The 22,721-nt window shown below is 63.4% G+C and carries 18 protein-coding genes; 10 read left to right on the top strand and 8 right to left on the bottom strand.

Annotation, left to right across the window (positions count from 1 at the left end):
* Positions 1-21: 21 nt before the first annotated feature.
* On the bottom strand, positions 22-705 hold the full coding sequence (locus tag AXW84_RS24110; RefSeq protein WP_068237813.1) for a hypothetical protein: 684 nt from the start codon (positions 703-705) through the stop codon (positions 22-24).
* 225 nt (positions 706-930) lie between these two features.
* Here AXW84_RS24110 and AXW84_RS20675 point away from each other — a divergent pair, with 225 nt between their 5' ends.
* From AXW84_RS20675 to AXW84_RS20690, 4 genes are all read left to right on the top strand, one after another.
* Entirely contained in the window at positions 931-2,622 is a 1,692-nt protein-coding gene (locus AXW84_RS20675) for a DUF1800 domain-containing protein (protein ID WP_068237816.1), read from the top strand.
* 140 nt (positions 2,623-2,762) lie between these two features.
* The gene (locus tag AXW84_RS20680) at positions 2,763-4,340 is read left to right on the top strand and encodes a DUF1501 domain-containing protein (RefSeq protein WP_068237819.1); all 1,578 of its coding nucleotides are present in this window, start codon (positions 2,763-2,765) and stop codon (positions 4,338-4,340) included.
* A gap of 99 nt (positions 4,341-4,439) precedes the next feature.
* On the top strand, positions 4,440-4,679 hold the full coding sequence (locus AXW84_RS20685) for a hypothetical protein (protein WP_068237822.1): 240 nt from the start codon (positions 4,440-4,442) through the stop codon (positions 4,677-4,679).
* Positions 4,680-4,816: 137 nt separating this feature from the next.
* Positions 4,817-6,655 carry an alpha-amylase family protein gene (locus AXW84_RS20690; RefSeq protein WP_068237825.1) on the top strand — a complete coding sequence of 613 codons (1,839 nt, stop codon included), beginning with the start codon at positions 4,817-4,819 and terminating at the stop codon, positions 6,653-6,655.
* A gap of 83 nt (positions 6,656-6,738) precedes the next feature.
* Here AXW84_RS20690 and AXW84_RS20695 read toward each other — a convergent pair whose 3' ends face one another.
* The gene (locus AXW84_RS20695) at positions 6,739-8,001 is read right to left on the bottom strand and encodes a protoporphyrinogen/coproporphyrinogen oxidase (protein ID WP_068237828.1); all 1,263 of its coding nucleotides are present in this window, start codon (positions 7,999-8,001) and stop codon (positions 6,739-6,741) included.
* A gap of 232 nt (positions 8,002-8,233) precedes the next feature.
* Here AXW84_RS20695 and AXW84_RS20700 point away from each other — a divergent pair, with 232 nt between their 5' ends.
* The gene (locus AXW84_RS20700; protein ID WP_082774022.1) at positions 8,234-9,157 is read left to right on the top strand and encodes a DUF535 family protein; all 924 of its coding nucleotides are present in this window, start codon (positions 8,234-8,236) and stop codon (positions 9,155-9,157) included.
* A 126-nt stretch (positions 9,158-9,283) separates the two neighbouring features.
* On the opposite strand, the gene AXW84_RS20705 is transcribed toward AXW84_RS20700, so the two are convergent.
* The gene (locus AXW84_RS20705) at positions 9,284-9,997 is read right to left on the bottom strand and encodes a c-type heme family protein (protein WP_068237834.1); all 714 of its coding nucleotides are present in this window, start codon (positions 9,995-9,997) and stop codon (positions 9,284-9,286) included.
* An 84-nt stretch (positions 9,998-10,081) separates the two neighbouring features.
* Between AXW84_RS20705 and AXW84_RS20710 the strand changes: the two genes are divergently transcribed.
* Entirely contained in the window at positions 10,082-11,116 is a 1,035-nt protein-coding gene (locus tag AXW84_RS20710; RefSeq protein ID WP_068237837.1) for a hypothetical protein, read from the top strand.
* A 76-nt stretch (positions 11,117-11,192) separates the two neighbouring features.
* Here the strand turns inward: AXW84_RS20710 and AXW84_RS20715 are convergent, their stop codons facing one another.
* Both AXW84_RS20715 and AXW84_RS20720 read right to left on the bottom strand, forming a co-directional pair.
* The gene (locus AXW84_RS20715) at positions 11,193-12,749 is read right to left on the bottom strand and encodes an OmpP1/FadL family transporter (protein ID WP_068237840.1); all 1,557 of its coding nucleotides are present in this window, start codon (positions 12,747-12,749) and stop codon (positions 11,193-11,195) included.
* 81 nt (positions 12,750-12,830) lie between these two features.
* Entirely contained in the window at positions 12,831-14,234 is a 1,404-nt protein-coding gene (locus tag AXW84_RS20720) for a hypothetical protein (protein ID WP_068237843.1), read from the bottom strand.
* A 271-nt stretch (positions 14,235-14,505) separates the two neighbouring features.
* On the opposite strand from AXW84_RS20720, the gene proS reads away from it, so the two are divergent.
* From proS to floA, 4 genes are all read left to right on the top strand, one after another.
* Positions 14,506-15,981 carry a proline--tRNA ligase gene (gene proS / locus AXW84_RS20725; RefSeq protein ID WP_068237847.1) on the top strand — a complete coding sequence of 492 codons (1,476 nt, stop codon included), beginning with the start codon at positions 14,506-14,508 and terminating at the stop codon, positions 15,979-15,981.
* 171 nt (positions 15,982-16,152) lie between these two features.
* Positions 16,153-16,644, top strand: coding sequence for a DUF4844 domain-containing protein (locus AXW84_RS20730; protein ID WP_068237850.1), 492 nt, complete (start codon positions 16,153-16,155; stop codon positions 16,642-16,644).
* A gap of 63 nt (positions 16,645-16,707) precedes the next feature.
* Positions 16,708-17,187, top strand: a complete 480-nt coding sequence (locus AXW84_RS20735; protein ID WP_442905557.1) for an NfeD family protein — start codon at positions 16,708-16,710, stop codon at positions 17,185-17,187.
* Between the two features lie 42 nt (positions 17,188-17,229).
* Positions 17,230-18,234 carry a flotillin-like protein FloA gene (floA, locus tag AXW84_RS20740; RefSeq protein ID WP_068237855.1) on the top strand — a complete coding sequence of 335 codons (1,005 nt, stop codon included), beginning with the start codon at positions 17,230-17,232 and terminating at the stop codon, positions 18,232-18,234.
* 158 nt (positions 18,235-18,392) lie between these two features.
* Here floA and AXW84_RS20745 read toward each other — a convergent pair whose 3' ends face one another.
* From AXW84_RS20745 to radA, 3 genes are all read right to left on the bottom strand, one after another.
* Entirely contained in the window at positions 18,393-19,415 is a 1,023-nt protein-coding gene (locus tag AXW84_RS20745) for an SPASM domain-containing protein (RefSeq protein WP_068237858.1), read from the bottom strand.
* Positions 19,416-19,528: 113 nt separating this feature from the next.
* Positions 19,529-21,097, bottom strand: coding sequence for a TlpA family protein disulfide reductase (locus AXW84_RS20750; protein ID WP_068237861.1), 1,569 nt, complete (start codon positions 21,095-21,097; stop codon positions 19,529-19,531).
* 216 nt (positions 21,098-21,313) lie between these two features.
* Positions 21,314-22,711, bottom strand: a complete 1,398-nt coding sequence (radA, locus tag AXW84_RS20755) for a DNA repair protein RadA (RefSeq protein ID WP_068237864.1) — start codon at positions 22,709-22,711, stop codon at positions 21,314-21,316.
* Positions 22,712-22,721: the final 10 nt, after the last annotated feature.

Genomic DNA, 22,721 nt, shown 5'->3' on the forward strand with positions numbered 1-22,721 from the left:
GCAGTTGGGGCCCCAGCGGCATCAACCCCCGAACCCGCGGAAGCCGCCGCGGCTGCCGAAGCCACTGCTGCGGCCGGCCGGGGCGCTACTACGGAAGCTGGGCCGCGGCGAGGAGCGCACCGTGGAACCGCTTTCCTGAATGCCGGCGTTAGCCGAGGTGCGGCCGCCGCCGAAGCCCCGGCCGAAGAAGCCGCGGCCCTGGTCCTGGCGCTCGCGGGCCACGTTGGCGCGCCAGCCCTGGTTTTGCTGGAGCAGGCCGGGGTTGGCGTAGTAGCCGGGGTTGGGCGTCATGTAGCGGCCGGCCATGTAACCGATGCCGCTCCACATCAGCACGTTCATCAGGCCCGAGCTTTGGGCGCGGTTTTCGGGGTTTTGGCGGCTGTAGTCCTGCATCTGGCGTTGCAGGGCCTGGCCCTGGAGGGTGTCCACCTTGCCGTCGAAGTGGTGGAGCACGGCGGCCACTTCCTCCTTGCCGGCGGGGCGCTCGGCGGTGATTTTCCACTCGCCGGGCTTCACCTCGGTCATTTCCGTGACGACGCCCTGGCTGTAGGTTTGGCCACTCCAGCTGCCGTCGGCGCCGTTGTTGTCGGCGCGGCGGCCGTCGTCGCCCGAGCAGGCGGACAGGCTGAGGCCGAGGCTGCCGGCGGCTGCCACCAGCAGCACGTTGCGGCGCCAGTCGCCGAGGGAGTGAAAGTGTTTTTTCATGGCTGCGGGAGGGAAAAAGACCAGCACCGAAGGTATTGCATCCACCCCAAAAACCGCCGCGCCGGTCCCGCCTGGGGCCCCGGCAAGGCCAGCGGCGGCGGGCCCAAAGCAGCGGCTACCCGCTGCCCCAGGCATCTTTTTTTACTCATAACTTCTTCATCATTAAACTTTCATCCATTTGCGCCATCTTTAGGAAAACCCCGCGCCCACTTTTCCCAAGCGCCCATGAACCGCCGTGCTTTTCTCCAGCGCCCCGGGGCCCCCGCGCCCGCCCCGGGGCCCCCGCCGCCCGAGGCCATCAGCCCCCACGCCAACCAGCGGCTGCCGCTGCGCCTGGCCGGCACTACCGCCGGCACCCTGGCCGCCTACGCGGGGCCCTGGGGCCCGGCCCAGGCCGCGCACCTGCTGCGGCGCACGCTGTTTGGGCCCACCCGGGCGGAAATAACTACGGCCGCGGCGGCGGGCCTGGGCCCCACGCTCGACGGCCTGCTGGCGGCTCCCGGGACCCCGGCCCCGCCCCTGAACGTGTCGGCCACCGACACGACCGTGCCCCTTGGCCAAACCTGGGTGACGCAGGCCTTCGACCAAACTTTGCAAGGGGTGCGCTCGGTGTCGCTGCGCGACTGGTGGCTGGGCCAGCAGCTGGGCCAAACCACCTCGCTGAGCGAGCAGATGACGCTGTTCTGGCACAACCATTTTGTGGTGGAGCTCGGCAACATCAACGACGCTCGCTACGGCTACGAGTACGTGCGGCTGCTGCGCCAGCACGCGCTGGGCAACGTGCGCCAACTGGCCAAGGACGTGACCGTCAACCCCGCCATGCTGCGCTACCTCAACGGCAACCAGAGCGTGGTGGGGGCCCCCAACGAGAATTACGGCCGCGAGCTGCTGGAGCTGTTCACCGTAGGCAAGGGGCCCCTGATTGGGGCGGGCAACTACACCAACTACACCGAGGCCGACGTGCAGGCCGCCGCCCGGGTGCTCACTGGCTGGCGCGACGACCGGGTGGCCATCAACGGCTACTTCACCGCCAGCCGGCACGACGCCAAGCCCAAGCAGTTCTCCGCGGCCTTCGGCAACGCCGTTATCGCGCCCAACGGGGCCGCCGAGTACCAGGATTTGATCAACCTCATTTTCGCGCAGGCCGAAACGGCGCGGTTCCTGGTGCGCAAGCTCTACCGCTGGTTTGTGTACTACTCGATTGACGCGGACACGGAAGCCAACGTCATTCAGCCGCTGGCTACGCTGCTTGTCCAGAGCAACTTTGAGGTGGTGCCGGTGCTGCGCAAGCTCTTCGGCTCGGAGCACTTTTTTGACGTGGCCGCCGTGGGCTGCCGCATCAAAAGCCCGCTCGATTTCACGGTGGGCCTGGTGCGGCAGATGCAGGTGGCGTTTCCACCGGCTAGCAGCCTGGTGGCGCAGTACGCCCACTGGGAATACCTCTACGGCCTGGCCCTGGTGCAGCAGCAAACCCTGGGCGACCCGCCCAACGTGGCCGGCTGGGCCCCCTACTACCAAACGCCGCAGTTCCACGAGCTGTGGATCAACGCCGTGACGCTGCCCCGCCGCAACCAGGCGACGGACCTGTACATCGGCAACGGGGTTTCGCGCGGCGGGGTGCTGGCCCGCATCGACCCCGTGGCCCTGGTGCTGGCCCTGCCCCCGGCCACGGCCTCCGACCCCAACCTGGTCATCGCCGAGTTCGTGCGCCTGATGGTGCCCCTCGACCTGACGGCGACCCAGTTGGCGTTCCTCAAAAATGCCCTCATCCCCGGCCTGCCCGATTTTGAGTGGACCAACGAGTGGACGGCCTACGCCGCCACGCCCTCCGTGGCCGCCAAGAAAGCCGCCGTAGCCACCAAGCTGCAAGCCATGCTGCGCTCCTTGATGGGCCTGGCCGAATACCACCTGAGTTAAATTGTTGAATGACTGGTGATTAATTCTTTTTGTTACTACGCGCCGGTTGAATAGCTGTGGGCTGTTGTCGAAACCCCAGCCCCCACAGTGAGCAAATCATCAATCCAACAATTTATCCGTCAACAATTTAGCGGCTCCATATGAAACGGCGCGACTTTCTACAGAATACGGCGGCGGCCACAGCGGGCGCGGCCCTGCTGGGCGGGCTGCCGGTGGGGGCCTACGGCTACTCGCCCGAGCTGGTGGCCCTCACCAACGCCACCACGGCCACCGACAAGGTGTTGGTCATCATCCAGTTGCAGGGCGGCAACGACGGGCTGAACATGATTATTCCGCGCGACCAGTACGGGGCCCTGATGGCGGCGCGCGGCAACATTGCATTGCCTGAAGCGGCCGTGCTGCCCCTCACGGCGGCCACCGGCATCCACCCGGCCATGGCCTCGCTCCAGAACCTGTACCAGAACGGGCAGGTGGGCGTGGTGCAGAGCGTGGGCTACCCCAACCCCAACTTCTCACACTTCCGAGCCACCGACATCTGGACCTCGGGCTCGTCGTCGGACGTGACGCTGGCCACGGGCTGGGCCGGGCGCTACCTCGACGGCGAGTACCCGGGCTTCCCCACCGGCTACCCCAGCGCCCAAAACCCCGACCCATTGGCCGTCACCATCGGCTCGGTGGTGAGCAACTGCGTGCAGGGCCCCGCCGTGAACATGGGCATGGCCATCGCCAGCACCTCGTCGTTCTATCAGCTGCTGAGCGGCGGCGTGGACGCAGCTCCCGCCACGCCGGCCGGCCACGAGCTCACCTTCATCCGCCAGGTGGTAGCCCAGACGCAGGTGTACACCACCACCATCCAGGCGGCGGCGGGCCGGGCCAAAAACCTCTCGCCGCTGTACCCCACCGCCGGCCAAAACGGCCTGGCCGACCAACTCAAAATTGTGGCCCAGTTGGTGGCCGGGGGCCTCAGCACCCGCATCTACGTGTGCAACATGGGCGGCTTCGATACCCACGCGCTGCAAGTGCCGGCCACGGGCGCCACCACGGGCGGCACCCACGCCGCCCTGCTGGGCAAGCTGGCCGAAGCGGTGGCCGCCTTTCAGGACGACCTAGTGCGGCTGGGCCTGCAAGACCGGGTGGTGGGCCTCACGTTTTCGGAGTTTGGGCGGCGCATTCGGTCCAACTCGGGCCTAGGTACCGACCACGGCGCGGCGGCCCCGCTGTTCGTGTTCGGCAGCCGCGTGAACCCCATCGTGCACGGCGCCAACCCCCAGCTGCCCGCCGCGGCCAGCGTGAACGACAACATCCCGCTGCAATTTGATTTCCGCAGCATCTACACCAGCATTCTGCAAGACTGGTTCCAAGTGGCGCCCAGCACATTGCAGGCCCTGTTTGGCCAGAGCTTCCCGTACGTGCCCGTGCTGCGGCCGGCCACGGCGCTGGCCGCCGGCAGCGCCGCCCAGGTGGCCGAGTTCAGCGTATTTCCCAACCCCGTGCCGCGCGGCGGCCAGGCCACCGTGGCCTACCAAAGCGCCGGCGGCCACGTGCAAGTGGCGGTGCTCGACGCGCTGGGCCGCCAAGTGCAGGTGGCTTTCGACCGGGCCCTGGCCGCGGGGCCCCAGCAGCTGCCGCTCGACCTGGCCGGCCTCGCCGCGGGGGCCTACTACTGCCAGGTGCGTGAGGGCAGCAAGTCGGGCTCGCGCATTTTGGTGGTGGAATAAAGCGGGGCCACAACCCCGGTTCGGCCGGCCCGTAGAAGGAAAGCGCGGGCCCCGCCGGGCCGCTCCAATTGATTCTTTTACCCGTTTTGCCCTAACCCCATGGCCTCCGACGACCTCGACATCCAACTCGAAAAAATTATGCCCGAAGACCTCGTGCGCACCTTCGAAAGTGCCTACCACGTGTTCCAAGGCAAAACCGAGCACATGGACGACCTGCTGAAAAACGGCGGCATCCTGTTGCGCAAAGCCGCCAAAAAATTCACCTCCACGCAGCTGATTTTGGGCATTGCTGCCGTGGCTGCTGTGGCCGTGGTGCTCATCAAACGCAGCGACGATTAAGCAGCGCAACGCTGCCAGCAAGGCGCGGGCCCCGGTAGGGCCCGCGCCTTTTTTGTGGGGCCCCACCGGGGTGAGCTGGGGCCCCGAGCCGGGGCTGTTAATCCAGCACGCGCGCCGTTTGCTTAACTTGCCGGCCTATGAAAAACCTGCTGCTGGCCGCTGGCTTACTGACCCTGGCCGCGCCTTCCTTGCCCATTTCCTCCGTGCCCACTCACCTGCCCGCGCCCGCCCCGGCCGCCGACCCGAACACCACCGACGAGGTGCCCCAGGACCATAAGCTCATCATTTACCAAGTGATGACGCGGCTGTTTGGCAACAAGGTGGCCCTGAACAAGCCCTATGGCACCATGACCGAGAACGGCTGCGGCAAGTTCAACGACATCAACGATAGGGCCCTGGACGAAATCAAAGCCTTGGGCGTGAGCCACGTGTGGTACACCGGCGTGATTGAGCACGCCACCATGACGGACTTTTCCACCCACGGCATTCCGGCCGACGACGCCGACGTGGTGAAGGGCCGCGCCGGCTCGCCCTACGCCATCAAGGACTACTACGACGTAGCTCCCGACCTGGCCGTGGCTCCCAAAAACCGCATGGCCGAGTACGAGGCGCTCATTCGGCGCACCCACGCCCACGGCCTGAAGGTGTTGATGGACTTCGTGCCCAACCACGTGGCCCGCTCCTACAAGTCGGACGCCAAGCCCGCGGGCGTGGTGGACTTGGGCGCGGCCGACGACAAAACCCTGGCCTTTGGGCCCCAGAACAACTTCTACTACCTGCCCGGCCAGCCCTTTGTGGTGCCCGCCGGCTACAACCCGCTGGGGCCCCTGAAAGGCCCACGCGAGGACGGCAAGTACGCCGAAAACCCCGCCAAGGCCACCGGCAACGACGTGTTTTCGGCCGCGCCCAGCGTGAACGACTGGTTCGAAACCGTGAAGCTGAACTACGGCGTGGACTACCAGCACGGCCGGGCCTTGCACTTCAGCCCCGTGCCCGACACGTGGAAGAAGATGCGCGACATCCTCGTATTCTGGGCCCAGAAGGACGTGGACGGCTTCCGCTGCGACATGGTGGAAATGGTGCCCGTCGAGTTCTGGGCCTACGTCATACCCGAGCTGAAAAAGGTGAAGCCGGGCCTCGTCTTCATCGGCGAAGCCTACAACAATAAGGAGTACAAGACGTACCTCGAAAAGGGTCATTTCGACTACCTCTACGACAAGGTGGGTCTCTACGACGGCCTGCGCCGGCTGATGCGCAACGAGGGCAGCACCGAAGACCTGACGCACGTGTGGCAGCAGGAAAGCCGCGGGTTCTCGTCGCACATGCTGCGCTTCCTCGAGAACCACGACGAGCAACGCATTGCCAGCAAGGACTTTGCCACCGACCCGCTGCGGGCCGTGCCGGCCATGACCGTGACGGCCACGCTGGCCTCGGGGCCCGTGATGCTGTACTTTGGGCAAGAAGTGGGTGAGCCCGGCCGCGGCAGCGAGGGCTTCAGCAGCGAGGACGGCCGCACCACCATCTTCGACTATTGGGGCGTGCCCGAGCACCAGAAATGGCTGAACCAAGGCAAGTTCGACGGCGGCAAGCTGAGTGCGGAGCAAAAGCAGCTGCGCGACTTTTACAGGCGCCTGCTCACATTGGCCAGCACCAGCGACGCCATTCGCCGGGGCAAATTCTACGAGCTGCAGGACGCCAACAACCTCGGCAAGCAGTACAACCAGCACCACCTCTACGCCTACCTGCGCTACACCAACCAGCAGCAGGTGCTGGTAGTCGTCAACTTCAGCCCCGATAAGGCCTACCGGCCGGGCCTTACCATCTCGCCCGCCGCTTTCCAGGCAATGGGCATCCCCAGCACAACCCAAGCCGTGTACACCTACACCGATTTATTGAATGACGGCGCACCCCTGCAAGCCCTCAACGAAGTCCTGGAGCCACTTTCGGCCCATGTATACGAGCTAAAGCGCAAGTAGCACAGTGTAGCGTGGGCTCTGCGAGTCAGCGCAGTTGAACGGTCGCTGCCCAATTATAGCACGGACTTTAGCCACGCTACGTTTTACCCGGCAATAATGGCCTCAGCCACCTGACGGCCAGTGGCCAGCGCCGCGTTCAGCGACGGGTAGGCAGTCCAGTCGCCGCAGCGGTAGAGGCCCTCGGCCAGCTTAAGGGGCTGCTGCACCGGCTGGCCGGCAGGGTACACCGGCAGGGCGTGCGCGATGCGGTAGGAGCGCAGGTGCCGCCACTGCCGGGCGTTGGGCCCAAACCAAGCAATCAACTCTTCGTGCAGGCGTACGGTCAACGCCGCTTCCGAAAGACCGGTATCGCCGTGGGTACTTACCGATACCAGGGCCCGGCCGGCCGGGGCATAGGCCGGCGCCACGTCGGCGGGGAAGCTCACGTTGTGGGCCAGGGCCCCCGGTGCCGCGTTGAGGCGTAGCAAACCGTCGCCGCGGCCGGGCGAGTGGCCTTCGGCCACAAAATATGTATTAGTAGTGGGGCGGCTGCCAGCGTCGGGGGCCCCGGCGGCGGGCAGCAGGCGCGCCAGGGCGGGGCCGTCTACGGCCAGCACCACGGCCGCGGCGGCCAGCGTTTCGCCCGAAGCCAGGCGCACGGAAGGCCCATCCAATGCCTCTACGGCAGTGTTCAGTTGGAGGGTGCCCGTTGGCAGGCGGGCGGCCAGCTGCTCGGGTAGCTGCTGCATGCCCAAGGCTGGCACTGCGGCTTGCCCCCGCACAAATTGCTGAAATACAAACTCGAAGAAGTTACTGGCCGTGCTTAGGCCCCGGTCGAGGAATACACCGCCGAAAAAGGGCCGAAAGAAGTTGTCGATCATTGTTTCGCTCCAGCCGTAGCGCCGCAGGAAGCTCAGCGTGTCGGTGGCTGGGCGGGCCAGCAGCTCCTCGGGCGTGTGCTGTTGCACGTGGCGCACCAGGCTGAGGATGCGCAGCTTATCGGCCAGACTGCCGATGGGCGAGGCAAGCGCCGAAAACGCCGCCAGCGGGCGTTGCAACGGGTTCTGTAAGGTCGTTTCGGTGCCATTGGGCAGCCGGATGACGGCTCCCGAGCGGAAGGCTCGCAAGTCCAATGCCTTATAGTCGAACATGCGCCTGGCCTCGGGGTAATCCGTCAGCAGCACTTGGAAGCCGCGGTCGAGGCGAAAGCCGTCGGGCGTGGCGTCAGTGCGCACACGGCCGCCCACGGCATCGGCCGCATCGAGCACGCGCACGGCGCGGCCGGCACGGTGCAGCCAGGTAGCACAAGCCAGGCCGGCCATGCCAGCCCCGACGATAACAATGGGAGCAGAAGAGTCAGCAGTCATGGCCCGGATTAACTCCAAACTGGGCCCCAAGGTTGGCGCATGCGGTGCGCACCGAGTCCCAAAACTTTGTTAAATACTTGCAAACAATTAGCTTTGAATATTCACCTAAAAATGTATTTAAAGTGTTTTTTGTCAAATATTTAGTATAATTTTTAGCGGCGCTTATACAGTTTAATAAATGATAAATGCCATTGCCTTCTACTCCTCCTTTCACACATCAATTATTTAGAAAATGAATCCAACTATTCTTCGCGTACCCACGATTTTTCACACTACGCTCCGCGTAGTTACTGAAGCCTTTGAGCGTGGTGGACTGTTCGCCTTTAAAACTGGTTTGCGCGCCGTTCCAATCGTTCTCGATTTACCGGCGCACTTCAAGCTCAACCGGCTTATGAACAGCCCTAGCTTGCGGGCACTCATCAAGCACCAACCCCGACTAGGCTATAAATATTTAGGCAATTACTTGGCTAACAACTTATCACGGCAGGCGCGCTTGGGTATTCTTTACAATCACTACGATTATTTAACCCGGCAGGTACAGAGCAACTTCTTTACGTCGCTACTCACCGGGGTGCCGCTTTGGCAAGATTGCCGAGAAGAGGATGGCGTGATGAGCATTCAACTCACCTTTCCCAGCGGCATTGACTTCGAGGGGGACTTAGCCCTGACTTTTGCGCACAACGGCGTATCGCTCTACAATATCTCTTTCGTAGTAGCACCGGGCCGGTACGTCCACAGCCCGCAAGAGCAGGTGCTGTTCGTGAGCCGCATCCAAGGCACACGCAACTTCGACTTGATCCGGCAGTGCACCAAAAGCTGCCATGATATTACCCCAGCGGCCCTGCTCATTGCCGCCCTGCAAGGCGTTGCGGCCGCTTTAGATATCAATATTTTAGCCGGCATCAGCACCGAGGAACGCCTATACGACACGATTACCTTTGATTATAACTCGTTCTGGGAGTCCTTTCAGGCCGAACGAACGCAAGACAACTTGTTCTTCCTGGCGCTGCCGCTGGTCAAGACGCCCATTGAGCTAATCAAAGGCAAGCGCCGGGAGCGCACCTTGCGCAAGCGCCAATACAAAGACGAAATCTGCGAAGCCGTTCGCGTTGGCTTTGAAAGCCATTTGCTGGACCGGCAGGCAGCGCTGAATTAGGTTTTGCCGAGCGCTACCAACGGATAATACACAAGCAAAATAGCCAAGCATACCCAGCGCAGCCAGCCGGCCTTCGCTGGGTATGCTTGGCTGATAGCGTTAGGGCCAACCAGGCCCCAGTGGGGCTCAAAACAGCTTGGGCATCTTGTGCTCCTTCCACTTTTTGCGGGTTTTCATCGTCCAGAACTCGGCCACGCCGCCGCGCTCCAGGCTGAGCTGCCAGGCTCCCATTTGCTGGCCGAGGCGGTAGCCGGTGGCCTGGTCTTGGGGGTATTGTTGCCGGATGAGGGCGTAGTCGGCCGGGGCGATGTCGCGGCCCACAGTGCCGTGGCAGCGCAGACACAAGCTGTTGTTCAGCACGATGGGGCGCTGGTAGAAGAATACTTCCGGCGATTCGCGGTGTAGGGTGCGGGTGGTGTCGGTCTGGGTTTCGGCGGCCAGCAGGATGGCGCGGTGGGTGGGGTCGCGGGGGCGGGTGCTTACGCGACGGGCGTTGGCGTGCAGCACCCGGGCCAGCGAATCCACAAAAGGGTATGTTTCGGGGCGGCACAGGGGCAGGGCCCCGGCCACGCCGCCGGCAGCCAGCGCGCGGGCCAGGGTGCGGCGCAGCAGCGTGTCGGCGGTGGCCGTGAGCGAGTCGCCGGCCCAGCGGGTGGCGTGCATTAGGTCGGCGGGCATGATGCGCTTCACCACCCAGTTTTCGGCTTCGATGCCGATGCGCTTGTGGTCTTTGAGGTGTTCGATCTGGTCGGGGCGGCAGGCGGCGGCGGCCAGCAGCCCCAGCCACAGGGCCCCGCGCAGCGCGCAGCGGCCAGAAGCAAGCGAAACGAAAGTAGCCATAGCGAGCGGGCAATATACCCCAGCAACCCGCCGTTGGCAGGCTTGTTTGGCCGGGGGCCCTACCCCGGCCCGTACCTTTGCCGTATGCGCTTCCTCCTCCGCGTTTTGCCCTTGCTGGTGCTGGCCGCGGCCTGCACCAAAATTGCGTTTTCGCCGCGCCTCGATTTCGTGGGGGCCACCCGCTTCATCAGCGCCTCGCGCATCATCACCACGGGCACCGTAACGGCCGACTCGCTGGCCAGCAAGATTTACGCCCAGACCACCAACCTCGACGATGGCCCCAACCTGAAGCACCTGCGCATCACCCTCGCGTCGTCGCCCACCCGCACACCCGTGCTGTACCCCACGACTATCTCTACTTACCTGGCCTCCAGCACGCCCGATGACCCTCCGCTGGTGTACCTCGACTCGCTGCTGGCCCCCGGCACCAAGGACATTGCCTTCACCAACCTGCTGACGGGCCGCACGGCCTCGGGGGTGGACTCGTGGAAATACGCCGTGACCGACGAGACGGGCTCCATCGCCAGCCGCGCCTACCGCCTGTCGCTGCGCCGCACCGATTCCCTTACGGCCGTGGTGCACAGTTACCGCGCCTACTTCGGGTCCGTGCCCGTGGGCCAGCCGGGCACCCCACTCACGGCCGCCCAAAACCAGGCCCTGGCCTACGTAAACCTGCGCCAGGGCCTGCTGCTACCACACTTCGCCGTGGCCTACACCAACCCCGAATCGGTGGCCAGCCGGGCCGCCAACCGGGCGTTGGTCGACCTAGTATGCACCACCCAGGGCCCCACGCTACGGCTGGTATCCACAAAGTCCGGCAGCCTCGTCACCACGGGGTGGGGGGTAAATACGCACAGTACCGCCCTGCGCGCCACTACCCTCGCGGCCACTGACTTCATAGGCCTTACCACCAACGCCCTGCTCGCTTCCACGTTTGCCACCGGCACCGTGGCAGGCGGCGATTCGTTACAAACTGCTCCGCTAGTAAAAGGTGCGGTCATCGCCTTCCATACCACTGCCACGGGCCCCGGCGGCGCCAAGTACGGGGCCCTGCTCATTGCCGACTTGGTGCGTACGCCGGCCACCGTCATTACTTGCCAAGTGCTGGTGCAGAAATAAGCACCTCCCCCACAACGCAGAACGGGGCCCCCAACAAGTTGCCGGGGGCCCCGTTGGGCATTGGCAAAAACCGCGGCTAGAAGGCCAAGCCTGCCGTGACGCTGGTCGTGAAACGGCTGTTGCTAACCGCCGCCACCGGCTCCTGGCCGCTGTTGAGGGTATAGGGCGAGTAGTAACGGTTGACAGTGGTATACACCCCAGCCAAGTCCACAAACAGGCTCTTCTGCCGTATGCCCAGCCCCACGGTGTAGAAATTCTGGGCGCTGCTGTTGCCAGCACTGGTGGTTTTATAGGGGTCGCCGTAGGTGGCGAAGCCCAAGCGCGCCCGGAAGATGTCGAATCGGCCCTCAGCCCCCACCCGGAAGTTGAGGGTGTTGCGGTACAAGTCCTGAATGCGCTGGTTTTGCGCGGCAAACGAGCTGTTGTCGCCGTTGGCACCATTCGGGTCGTTGTTGATGCGCGCTTGGCCGTAGCCCACGTACTCCACGTCGCCGGTTAGGAAACCGTACTTGCCGATGACAACAGCTACGCCTCCGTTGGCCCGGAACGGCGTGGTGATGGTGTAGTCGTAGGTCCCCGGCACGGTGCTGTTGTACACGTTGCTGATAATGGTAGCGCCCGTCTGGCCCTGAGGCGTAAAGTTGGTATTCAGCGACGTGCTGTACGTGTCAGTCATGCGCATGAAGGTGGGCGTCTGCACCGAGGCCCCCAGGCGCACGGCGTTGGCCACCCGGTAAATTAGGCCCAGCCGGCCGTTAATGCCGGTACCAGTGGTGTGCAACTCGTCGTGCAGCAGCAGATTAACAAATGGCGTAGACGCGGTATTCTCCGCTTCCGAAAAGTCGCGTGACTGCCGGTAGTTGCTGCTCACAATGCCCACACCCAAGCCGATGTATAGCTTGTCGCGGTAGTTGCCGCCGTATCCTAGATCAAATTGCGACATCGAGCCCGACGACACAATCCGTTCCCCCTGCGCAATGTCGCCCACCCGGTTGCGCGTGCCGATGGAATCGGCCGGCGCATTGGGATTATTCTGGTTGCGCCGCTTTACTAGCAAGTCAGTGAGGTACCCCCCGTACGCCAGCCCGTCGATGTTGGTATACTGATTGTTTCTGTATTGAGCATCTACATTGCTTAACTGGCTTACGTCCCCTTCGCGCAGGTACTGGAAGAACGAATGGTTATCGGTTACGCTCCCCGAATAATTCGAGGCCACGTTGAAATCAGCCAGCCGCGTAAAGCCCAACGCAAACGCACCGCCGCGCCAGTAGCTCTGGTCGTTATCGGGGCGGCGGGTAGCCAGCACCAGCCCAATGCTGGGCACATTCACGCTGTTAGCGTTATCGTTCACCTTGTTGCTGCCGTTGAGCGAGCTATTGCTGCTTCCGATGCCCACGCCTACGCCCACGTGCGCTTCTGATTTCTGATAAAACCCCAGGCCCGCGGGGTTACTGGTGAGGTTGCCAAAATCGGCCCCCAGGGCCACGTTGGCACCCGCAATGCCCTGGGTGCGGGCGGGCCCCCCAAACTGAAGACGCGAGTAGCGCAGCGCATCGTCGGGGGCCTGGGCATAGGCGTGGCCGGCCTGCCCCACTGCGAGGGCTAGGCAAAGCCATAAAATCCGTTTTTTCATGTGTGGAAAGAAATAAAAAGCGAGCCGGCCGTTGGGCCGGCTCGCAAAGGGAAGCTTATCAAAAATCGGTTGTTCGGGCCCTTACATACGGCCCCGGCCACCGCCGCTACGGCCGCCACCCCCACCGCCGCTGCTACCACCAAACCCGCCGCCACCGCGCGGCCCCGCGTTGGAAGGCTGCGAAAACTGGGGCCGCTCAAACGAGCGTTGCTGCGTTTGCTGCTGTGGCTGGTACGAGCGTTGCTGCGGCTGCTCAAACGAGCGCTGGCGCGGCTGGTTATAGTTGCCGTTGGCGGCTTGGCCCTGGGCCCCATTCATGCCATTGCTGGGTGCGGAGAACATGTCGCGGAAGAAGCCGTGACGCTGGGCCTGCTGGGCCTGCCCGCCCATGTTCTGCGGCTGGGCTTGCGGCTGGCCGGCGGGCCGCTCAAAGCTACCGCCCCGCGCCCCCCGGTCCATGTTGTTAGGCGTAGCGTATTGGCCAGTTGCATTGCCTCCGGCCGAACGGTCGAAGCGCCCCCCCGCTGGCGCGTTGGTAATGACGCCGCCCGGCGCCATACCAGGGTTGCCCATGGTACCACGGCCACCGGCCATTGCCGGGTTGTTATTCGGGGCGGTACCGCCGTTGATAACAGCGCCGCGGGCGCCATAGGCTGCCGCCGAGCGTTCACCGCGGGGCCCCACCAGCACGGTGTTGCCATTGCCACCGTTATAGTCGGCGCGGCCGCCGGCATTGCCGGTGTAGATTACGTTGCGGCGGTAGCTGTTGCCGTAGTACCCAGCGCCGTAGCCGTAGCCGCCCAGGCCGTAGCCCAAGCCATACCCACCGTAGCCGAAGGGGCTATAGAACGGGCTGTAAAAAGGATCGTAGCCGTAGCCACCATAGCCGCCGTAGCCGTATCCAAAGGGGCGGCCAAAGCCGAAGCCAATGCTTAGCCCCGAGCCGTAGCCAAACCCGAAGGGGCTATAGAATGGGCTATAAAAAGCGCTGTAGGGCGACAACCCGCCGTACCCGCCATAACCACCGCCGTAGCCGCCAAAGCCGCCGCCGTAAGCATATGGGTCAGCGCCGCCGTAGCCCAGCGAAGTGTACGGGCTGTTGGGCATGTAGCCGCCCATACCGGGGCCCGTGTAGGGCTGGTTGAAAAGCGATGTGTTGGGATCGTAGCTGTTGGCCGTGCTCCCATCGTAGTACTGGTCGGAGCCGGAGGTAGTGGCCGCAGCACTGTTGCCGTTGTAATCGGGGTTGGTGGCCTCGTCGGTGCCGGCGGCCGGGGCCCCAGCCGCGCTGGTGTAGCCCTGCGACGGGGCCTGCTGCACTGGCGTGTAGCGCTGCGCCGGCGCGGTGGCAATGGCCGTGGTGTGGTCTTTGGATGAATAATACACCCCGTCGTTCTCCGACGTGGTAACGGCCGTGGTTCCGGCGCACCCGCCCAGCGCAAGGAGCGCCAAAGCAGGCAGATAGGCGGTGAGCGGGGTTTTCATGAGCGAGTGGAAAAAGGCGGAATAGACTAGACGTAAAGTAACAGCTTTGAAGGCGAAATCCTAGTGAAGAAGCGCCAGCGCGGGGCTTCTTCTCAACGGCTAATCACCGAAAGAGTTGGCTGCATTCGGCCAGCGCATTTCCGGGAGGTTAGAGGGCCCTTCGGGTCTGTGGTTTAATAACGTAATTTGACCCCGAAACGGTGCCCGTATAGTAGGTCAAATGTTGTACCAATTCCGGGAGCCGTTTCGGTTACCCTCTTAGCTGCCGATTATGAGTAAAAAGTTGCCCACCCGCGCGGAAGATTATTCGCTCTGGTACAATGACTTAGTGAAGCGCGCCGGCTTGGCCGAAAATTCGGCCGTGCGCGGCTGCATGGTCATCAAGCCCTACGGCTACGCCATTTGGGAGAAAATGCAGCGCCAGTTGGACGATATGTTCAAGCGCACCGGCCACGAAAATGCTTATTTTCCCATTTTTATCCCCAAAAGCCTGTTCGAAGCCGAGGAGAAAAACGCCGAAGGCTTCGCCAAGGAGTGCGCCGTGGTGACGCACTACCGCCTGCAAAACGACCCCGACCGCCCCGGCAAATTGCGCGTGGACCCCGCCGCCAAGCTCGAGGAAGAGCTCATCGTGCGCCCCACCTCGGAGGCCATCATCTGGAGTACCTACAAGAACTGGGTGCAGAGCTACCGCGACCTACCGTTGCTCATCAACCAGTGGGCCAACGTGGTGCGCTGGGAGATGCGCACCCGCCTGTTTCTGCGCACCGCCGAGTTTTTGTGGCAGGAAGGGCACACCGCCCACGCCACCGCCGAGGAGGCCGTGGCCGAAACCCGCCAGATGCTCGACGTGTACGCCGAGTTTGCCGAAGAGCACATGGCCCTGCCGGTGGTGAAGGGCGTGAAGACCGCCAACGAGCGGTTCGCCGGCGCCGAGGATACCTACTGCATCGAGGCGCTGATGCAGGACGGCAAGGCGCTGCAAGCCGGCACCAGCCACTTCCTGGGCCAGAACTTCGCCAAGGCCTTCGACGTGCAGTTTGCCACCAAAGACGGCGCCCGCGAGTACGTGTGGGGCACCAGCTGGGGCGTGAGCACCCGCCTGATGGGGGCCCTGGTGATGGCCCACTCCGACGATGAAGGCCTGGTGCTGCCGCCCAAGCTGGCCCCGATCCAGGTGGTCATCGTGCCCATCTACAAAACCGGCGAGCTGGACGCGCTGATGGAGCGCATCCGGCCCATTCAGCAGGGGCTGATTGCCCGCGGCATTTCGGTGAAAGTGGACGCCCGCGACACCGAGCGCCCCGGCTTCAAGTTTGCCGAGTGGGAGCTGAAGGGCGTGCCCGTGCGCCTGGCCGTGGGGGCCCGCGACCTCGACGCCGGCACCGTGGAGGTGGCCCGCCGCGACACCAAGCAGAAAATGACCCTGCCACTGGCCGACATCGTGGCCGCCGTGGACCAGCTGCTGAACGACATCCAAGCCAACATTTACCAGAAGGCCCGCACCTACCGCGACCAGCACCTGACCCGCGTAGACAGCTACGACGAGTTCAAGCAGGTGCTCGACGAGAAGGGCGGCTTCGTGCTGGCCCATTACGACGGCACCTCCGAAACCGAGGAGCGCATCAAGGAAGAGACCAAGGCCACCGTGCGCTGCCTGGCCCTGGCCGAGCCCGATGAAGACGGCATCTGCATGGTGACGGGGGCCCCCAGCCCGCGCCGCGCCTACTTCGCCCGGGCTTACTAGCCAGCGCTTTAATTAAATTTATGGTACTTGTGAAGGGCCGGCTCCGAAACGTTGTTTCGGGGCCGGCCCTTTATCATTTCATTTTCTTTGGCCAAGGTCAATTATATTATCCTTACAATTATTTATATTTCGGGGCCTTTACTATTTTCCTCTCTCTAAAACGCCGACGTTATGCGTAAACCTGTATTCTGCTTCTTGTTGTTGGGGCCCCTGGCGGGCTACGCCCAGACCACTACGACCACTGCTACGCCTGACCTCGCAGCCGCACCCCTCATCGCCGTTGCCTCGCCGATGCCAGCGGCTACCGTGCTGCCCACGCGCACCGACGCCAACCGCAAGCTGGTGAAGATGAAGGACACCATCCAGCCGCTCGTGGGCGAGCTGGCGGCCTTCAAAAACCGGCCGCAGGTGGCGCGCATTTTATCCGAATCGACCGACGATTTCCTGCAGATCATGGGCGGCCGGCCCACCGAGGAAGCCTATCTTCAGGTGCTAGACGGCAGCCTGGCCGCGCTAACGCCCCTTACCCCCGGCACCACTGACCGGGCCGATGTGGCCGAGTACTACGAAGACCTGCTGGATATTGTGGGCATCACCTCGTCGGGCGGACGGCTCAATGCTTTCCTGACCCGCACCAAAGCCAAGGCTGCCCCGGCCCGCTAGGGCCCCGGGCTTGGCGGACCTGAACGCCCGGGCTGCCATCTGGCGGCCCGGGCGTACCTTTTGGTGGTTAAACGCCCACCCGCCATGCTCACCATCGCTCTGCTCCTGCTGTTCGGCTTGCTGTTTTTAGCCGCCGAAGTTGTTTTTATTCCTGGCACCACGGTGGTGGGGTTCGTGGGGTTCGCGCTGCTGGCCTGGGGCGTGTGGCTGAGCTACCACGACCTGGGCACGCCCGCCGGGCACTACGCCTTGGCGGGCGCGGGGGCCCTGGCAGGGATGGTGCTCTACCTCGGCTTGCGGCCAAAAAACCTGGCCCGGGCGGCGCTGCATTCGGTGAACGAAGGCTCGGTGCGCGACGTGCGCCGCGCCGATGTACCCGCCGGTACGGTGGGCCACACGCTCTCGGCGTTGCGGCCAGCGGGCACGGTGCTGTTCGGCGAGGAGCGGCGCGAGGCCGTGACGCGCGGCGAGTTCGTGGACGCGGGCCGCGCAGTGCGGGTGCTCGGCATTGAGCAGAACCGCATCGTGGTGGAGGGCGCGTAGGGCCCCGGGCGGCGGCCCCGAAATCCGTTCTACCTTACGGCCATGAACTACCCCTTTCTGCCCCTCATCGTCGCGGCGGTGGCGCTGCTGATGCTGCTGTATTTTTTTCCGGTCAGTCTCTGGATCACAGCGCTATTTTCGGGCGTGCGGGTGAGCTTGCTGCAACTGGCTTTTATGCGGGTGCGCAAGGTGCCGCCCTCGCTGATTGTCAATTCCTTGATTACCTCTACCAAAGCGGGCCTGCGGCTGACGGCCGACGAACTGGAGACCCACTACCTCGCCGGCGGCAACGTGCCCAGCGTCATCAAGGCCCTAATTTCGGCCGACAAGGCCAACATTCCGCTCGATTTTAAGCAGGCCACGGCCATTGATCTGGCGGGCCGCAACGTATTCGAGGCCGTCACAACGAGTGTGAACCCCAAAGTCATCAATACGCCCAACGTGGCCGCCGTGGCCCAGGACGGCATCCAGCTCATCGTCATTGCCCGCGTCACGGTGCGGGCCAACATCTCGCAGCTCGTGGGCGGGGCCGGCGAGGAAACCATCCTGGCCCGCGTCGGCGAAGGCATTGTGACAAGCATCGGTTCGTCGGTGTCGCACAAGGAAGTGCTGGAGAACCCCGATAAAATTTCCAAGCTGGTGCTGCACAAGGGCTTGGATGCCGGTACGGCCTTCGAAATCCTCAGCATCGACATTGCCGACATCGACATCGGCGAGAACATCGGGGCCAAGCTCCAAACTGACCAGGCCAGCGCCGACCTGCGCGTAGCTGAGGCCCGCGCCGAGGAGCGGCGCGCCATGGCCGTGGCCATGGAGCAAGAGTACCGCGCCAAAACCCAGGAAGCCAAGGCCAAAGTGGTGGAGGCCGAAGCCGAAATCCCCCGCGCCATCGCCGAAGCCTTCCGCAGCGGCAACCTCGGCATCATGGACTACTACAAGATGCGCAACGTGCAGGCCGATACGGAGATGCGTGACTCTATTGCCAACCCCGGCGGCGGGGGAAGCGGCAGCGTCAAATCGGGAAGAGAAGAAGGCCGGCAGTCGTAGATAGCGGGGGCCCTAATGCACTATCATCCCGGGACAGCGAAGGATCTGGGGCCCTAGAACAGTGCGCAGTAACTGTTTGCTGCGTATCGTTCTACTGTGCTCAGATCCTTCGCTACACTCAGGATGACAGTTTTTTAGTGCTTTAATAAGACAGTAGCTCAACCCCAAACTTTGGTGCCCTCGGTGCAGTTGCGGCACATTTCCACTTGGTCGCGGCCCTTCAGCAGGGCCTGGCGGAAGCCTTGGTACTTCTGGCCCTGCCAGAGGCTGGTGAAGGACTGGTTTTTAAGGTCGCCGAGGCGATACTCGGCGTCTTTGTCGAAGCAGCAGGGCACCACGAGGCCGTCCCAGGTGATGACGCAGGAGTGCCACATTTTCCAGCAGTGGTTGAGGAGGCGGTTTTTCAGGCTCCAGGTGCCGTTGTGGTTGTTCTCGTAGCGCGAGTAGTAGTCGATGGTGGGAATGAGGGGCGAGCCGTGCTGGTAGTCGTAAATCTGCGCCGTCTTGAACCACACATCGTCCACACCCATGGCCTGGGCTAGCTGTTTGGCATCGGCAATTTGGTGCTCGTTGGGGCCCACCACCAGAAACTGGAAGATGACGCGCGGCGTGCTCGATTTCAGCTCTTTGCGCCAGCGCACGATGTTGCGGGTGCCTTCGAGCACCTTCTCCAGCTTGCCACCCACGCGGTATTGCTGGTACACCTCCTGGGTGGTGCCGTCGAGCGAGATGATGAGCCGGTCCAGGCCACTTTCCACGGTGCGGCGGGCATTTTGGTCGGTCAGGTAGTGGGCGTTGGTGCTGGTGGCGGTGTAGATGCCCTTGCGGGCCGCGTACTGCACCAGCTCCAGGAAGTGTGGGTGCAGGTAGGGCTCGCCCTGGAAGTAAAAAATCAGGTACCACAACCGGCTGGCTACCTCGTCGATGGTTTTCTTGAACAGGTCGTCGGCCAGCATGCCCGTGGGCCGCGTGAACGAGCGCAGGCCGCTGGGGCACTCGGGGCAGCGCAGGTTGCAGCTGGTGGTGGGCTCGAAGCTCAGGGCCAAGGGCAGGCCCCGGTGGCGGGCGCGGCCGGTGGCCTTGCTCAGCAAATAGGACCCCACCACCTGGGCCGCGTTCCAGAGGCGGCGCGGGGTGGTTTTGGACAACACATTAAGGCTGTCGGCAAGGAGTGGGTGCATGGGCCGGGGAAAACCGCAGGGCCGGGGCCCCACTGATAAAAAAAGACGACGGAAGCGCGGGGCTTCCGTCGTCTGAGCAAAGTTACGCGGCGCGGCTGTGGGGCCCCGGGGCCCTATTTTGCCGGTTCGAGGGCGCTGGTGTAGGTGCTGGCCTTGCCAAACGCCTGGTTAATTTCGTCGATGGCGGCGCGGCTGCTCAGGCGCTTGGGCTTGGTGTTGAGGAAGGTACCGTCCTCGCCAATAAGGAAGTACGCTGGCACTTCCTGCACCGCGTAGGCCTTGGCCACCGGCGAGCGGAAGCCACCGCCGGGGATGCGCGCCTGCACACCGGGCAGGTTTTTGGACTTCACCAGCTGCCGCCAAGCCATTTCATTCTCATCAAGCGCAATGTTGATGAACACAATGTTCTTGTTCTCGAAACGGCGAATCAAGTCCTGGGCGTACACCAAGTCGCGGAGGCACAAGCCGTTGGTCGATTTCCAAAAATTGAGGTACACCAGCTTGCCCGCGTAGCTGCGCAGGCTCACCGAGTCGCCGGCTACGGTGGGCAGCCGAAAATTCGGGGCCGGGGCCCCAATGGCGAATTCTTTGTGCTGGTCGAAATCGGCCAACAGCGTCGGGTAGAACTTGCTCTGGGGGTCGGCGGCGTGGTACTCGGCCAGCATGGCCGCCGAGCGCTTTACGTGGCCAAAGCGAAACGATTCTTCCAGCACCCGTCCCTGAATAATGGCCCGGATGGGTCCCGTTAGTTCCTTGCCCGCCAGTGCAAACGAGTAGGTGTAAAAGTCGGGGTCGGTGCGCTGATGATTGGCCGCTGCCGCCGCGTAGTGCAGGTAGTTCACCAAAAATTCGTGGTACAACTCGCTCTGCGTCGCGTCGGCGTTATTGATGAGGGCCGGGTTTTTGAGGAAGTCGTAGTAGGTCGGCGTCATCTTCAGGCGGCCTTCGGTGCTTACCACCTGCTCGCGCAGGTCCTGGAAGGTGAGGCGGTCGTTGGCATAGGCGTAGCTAATCTCCGCCTTGGCATATTTATAAAACTCATCCGTGAAGGCCTGCTTGTCAGCACGCTCCTCCAAAAACTCTTCTTCGTGTTTGCGGCGGTACTCCAGGAACGACAAAAACGGGGCTTCGTAGAGCTGCACGTTGTCGGGCAGCACTTGGAATCCATCGTTTTCCACAAATTGCTGGTCCACTTCGGCCAAGTAAGCGTTGGCGTTGGCGGCTTGCAGGCGGTGGCGCTGCTCGTCGGTGGCGTTGCCGCGCACTTTCGATGACATGCCAGGGGGCATGTTGGCCTTGAACTTGAGTGAACTCGCCATGTCATCGCCCTTGAAGCGCACGTCCAGGTCGGTGCCCGCGTCGAGGAACAGGGCGGCTACGTCGTCGCCGTACACCAAATCGGCTTTGGTGGCCCCGTTCACGGGAATGGAGAGTCGGAACTCGCCTTTGCCGCTGAGGGCCGCGCGCACAATGCGGGGCCTGGCATCGAGCGGGTTGTCGCGCAGCGACACCGCCACCGAGTCGTCGTCCGGGTTGTTCACGCGCCCCGTTAGCACGGCGGTGCCGGGCCCCGAAACGGCGGTGGCGTCCGCAGCCGCTTGCTGGGCGTACCCCAGCAGCGGGCTCAACAACAACGGCAGCGCCAGCAGCCGATAGAAGGTTGAAGAAAAAATATTGAACATAGCCAAGATAACGAGCAATCCTAATGGAGCATTTGCAGGACGCAAACCTGTGCAACCAAGTATATATTTCCTGGGAAAACCCTATTCACAAACCGAAGATACGGGCATTGGTTAAATAAAATACAATTTCTAGCTCTTGCCTGATTTTTCTTGTTTCTGTACTCACTTGGTCGTCTTTTCGTTATAATTCAATGCTGGGCGACTAGCGCGCCCCGGCTAGCCGAACAAGCCGTCCAGCACTTCGTCGAGCCGGCCCACCGGGCGCACCTGCAAGCCCGGGCGCAGGGCCCCCAGGTTCTTGCCGTTGAACTGCGACACGTACATCTCGCGGAAGCCGAGCTTTTCGGCTTCGGCCAGGCGCTGGTCGAGGCGGCTCACGGCCCGGATTTCGCCGCTCAGCCCCACCTCGGCGGCCAGGCACACGTCGCCCGCAATGGGCACGTCGTGCAGCGACGACACCACCGCCGCGCACACCGCCGCGTCCAGTGCGGGGTCGTCGAGGCGCAGGCCCCCGGCAATGTTCAGGAACACGTCGTGCTGGCCCAGGCGCAGGCCGCTGCGCTTTTCGAGCACGGCCAGCAGCATTTGCAGGCGCTTGGCATCGAAGCCGGTGCTGCTGCGCTGGGGCGTGCCGTAGGTGGCGGGCGTCACCAGGGCTTGCACTTCCACCAGCAGCGGGCGGTTGCCCTCCAGGGTAGCACCGATGGCCATGCCGCTCAGGCTCTCGCCGCGCTGCGAGAGCAGGATTTCCGAGGGGTTGCTGACCTGGCGCAGGCCGTCGCCCTGCATCTCGTAAATGCCCAGCTCGGAGGTGCTGCCGAAACGGTTTTTGGTGGTGCGCAGGATGCGGTAGGTCAGGTGCCGGTCGCCTTCAAATTGCAGCACGGTATCGACCATGTGCTCCAGAATTTTGGGCCCCGCGATGCTGCCGTCCTTGGTGATGTGACCGATGAGCAGCACGGGCACGCCGGTTTCCTTGGCGTACTTCAGCAGCTCGGCGGTGCATTCGCGCACCTGGCTCACGCTGCCCGCCCCGCTCTCGACTAGCGTGGAGTGCATGGTCTGGATGGAGTCGATGACGACCAGGTTGGGCTTCACCTGGTCAATCTGCCGGAAGATGTTCTGGGTGTTGGTTTCGGTGAGGATGTAGCAGCCCGGGTGCTGGCCGTCGGCCAGGCGCTCGGCGCGCATTTTTATCTGGGCTTCGCTTTCCTCGCCGCTCACGTACAGCACGCGCAACTGCCGCAGGCCCAGCGCAATCTGGAGCATCAGGGTGCTCTTGCCAATGCCCGGCTCGCCGCCGATGAGCACGATGGAGCCCGGCACCAGCCCCCCGCCCAGCACGCGGTTCAGCTCGTTGTCGGGGGTGAGGATGCGGGGCTCGTCTTCGGCGATGATGTCGCCGAGCGGCACCGATTTGGCCGTTTTGGTGAGGCTGCCGCCGGGCACCGTGCTGGCGGGCTTCCACTGGCCCGTGGTGGTGGCCACGGTTTCCTTCTGGACGACTTCTTCGACGTAGGTATTCCACTCGCCGCAGGCCGGGCAGCGGCCAATCCATTTGGCCGACTGCGCGCCGCAGCTTTGGCAGAAAAAAACGGTTCTTGCTTTGGCCATTCTTGCTAAT

This window comes from Hymenobacter sp. PAMC 26628, assembly GCF_001562275.1.
In the GTDB taxonomy this organism is placed as follows: domain Bacteria; phylum Bacteroidota; class Bacteroidia; order Cytophagales; family Hymenobacteraceae; genus Hymenobacter.

Excerpts from the sequence above, each read along its gene's own strand:
- AXW84_RS24110 (WP_068237813.1), bottom strand. The coding sequence starts at position 705 with ATGAAAAAACACTTTCACTCCCTCGGCGACTGGCGCCGCAACGTGCTG.
- AXW84_RS20675 (WP_068237816.1), top strand. The coding sequence starts at position 931 with ATGAACCGCCGTGCTTTTCTCCAGCGCCCCGGGGCCCCCGCGCCCGCC.
- AXW84_RS20680 (WP_068237819.1), top strand. The coding sequence starts at position 2,763 with ATGAAACGGCGCGACTTTCTACAGAATACGGCGGCGGCCACAGCGGGC.
- AXW84_RS20685 (WP_068237822.1), top strand. The coding sequence starts at position 4,440 with ATGGCCTCCGACGACCTCGACATCCAACTCGAAAAAATTATGCCCGAA.
- AXW84_RS20690 (WP_068237825.1), top strand. The coding sequence starts at position 4,817 with ATGAAAAACCTGCTGCTGGCCGCTGGCTTACTGACCCTGGCCGCGCCT.
- AXW84_RS20695 (WP_068237828.1), bottom strand. The coding sequence starts at position 8,001 with ATGACTGCTGACTCTTCTGCTCCCATTGTTATCGTCGGGGCTGGCATG.
- AXW84_RS20700 (WP_082774022.1), top strand. The coding sequence starts at position 8,234 with ATGAATCCAACTATTCTTCGCGTACCCACGATTTTTCACACTACGCTC.
- AXW84_RS20705 (WP_068237834.1), bottom strand. The coding sequence starts at position 9,997 with ATGGCTACTTTCGTTTCGCTTGCTTCTGGCCGCTGCGCGCTGCGCGGG.
- AXW84_RS20710 (WP_068237837.1), top strand. The coding sequence starts at position 10,082 with ATGCGCTTCCTCCTCCGCGTTTTGCCCTTGCTGGTGCTGGCCGCGGCC.
- AXW84_RS20715 (WP_068237840.1), bottom strand. The coding sequence starts at position 12,749 with ATGAAAAAACGGATTTTATGGCTTTGCCTAGCCCTCGCAGTGGGGCAG.
- AXW84_RS20720 (WP_068237843.1), bottom strand. The coding sequence starts at position 14,234 with ATGAAAACCCCGCTCACCGCCTATCTGCCTGCTTTGGCGCTCCTTGCG.
- proS (WP_068237847.1), top strand. The coding sequence starts at position 14,506 with ATGAGTAAAAAGTTGCCCACCCGCGCGGAAGATTATTCGCTCTGGTAC.
- AXW84_RS20730 (WP_068237850.1), top strand. The coding sequence starts at position 16,153 with ATGCGTAAACCTGTATTCTGCTTCTTGTTGTTGGGGCCCCTGGCGGGC.
- floA (WP_068237855.1), top strand. The coding sequence starts at position 17,230 with ATGAACTACCCCTTTCTGCCCCTCATCGTCGCGGCGGTGGCGCTGCTG.
- AXW84_RS20745 (WP_068237858.1), bottom strand. The coding sequence starts at position 19,415 with ATGCACCCACTCCTTGCCGACAGCCTTAATGTGTTGTCCAAAACCACC.
- AXW84_RS20750 (WP_068237861.1), bottom strand. The coding sequence starts at position 21,097 with ATGTTCAATATTTTTTCTTCAACCTTCTATCGGCTGCTGGCGCTGCCG.
- radA (WP_068237864.1), bottom strand. The coding sequence starts at position 22,711 with ATGGCCAAAGCAAGAACCGTTTTTTTCTGCCAAAGCTGCGGCGCGCAG.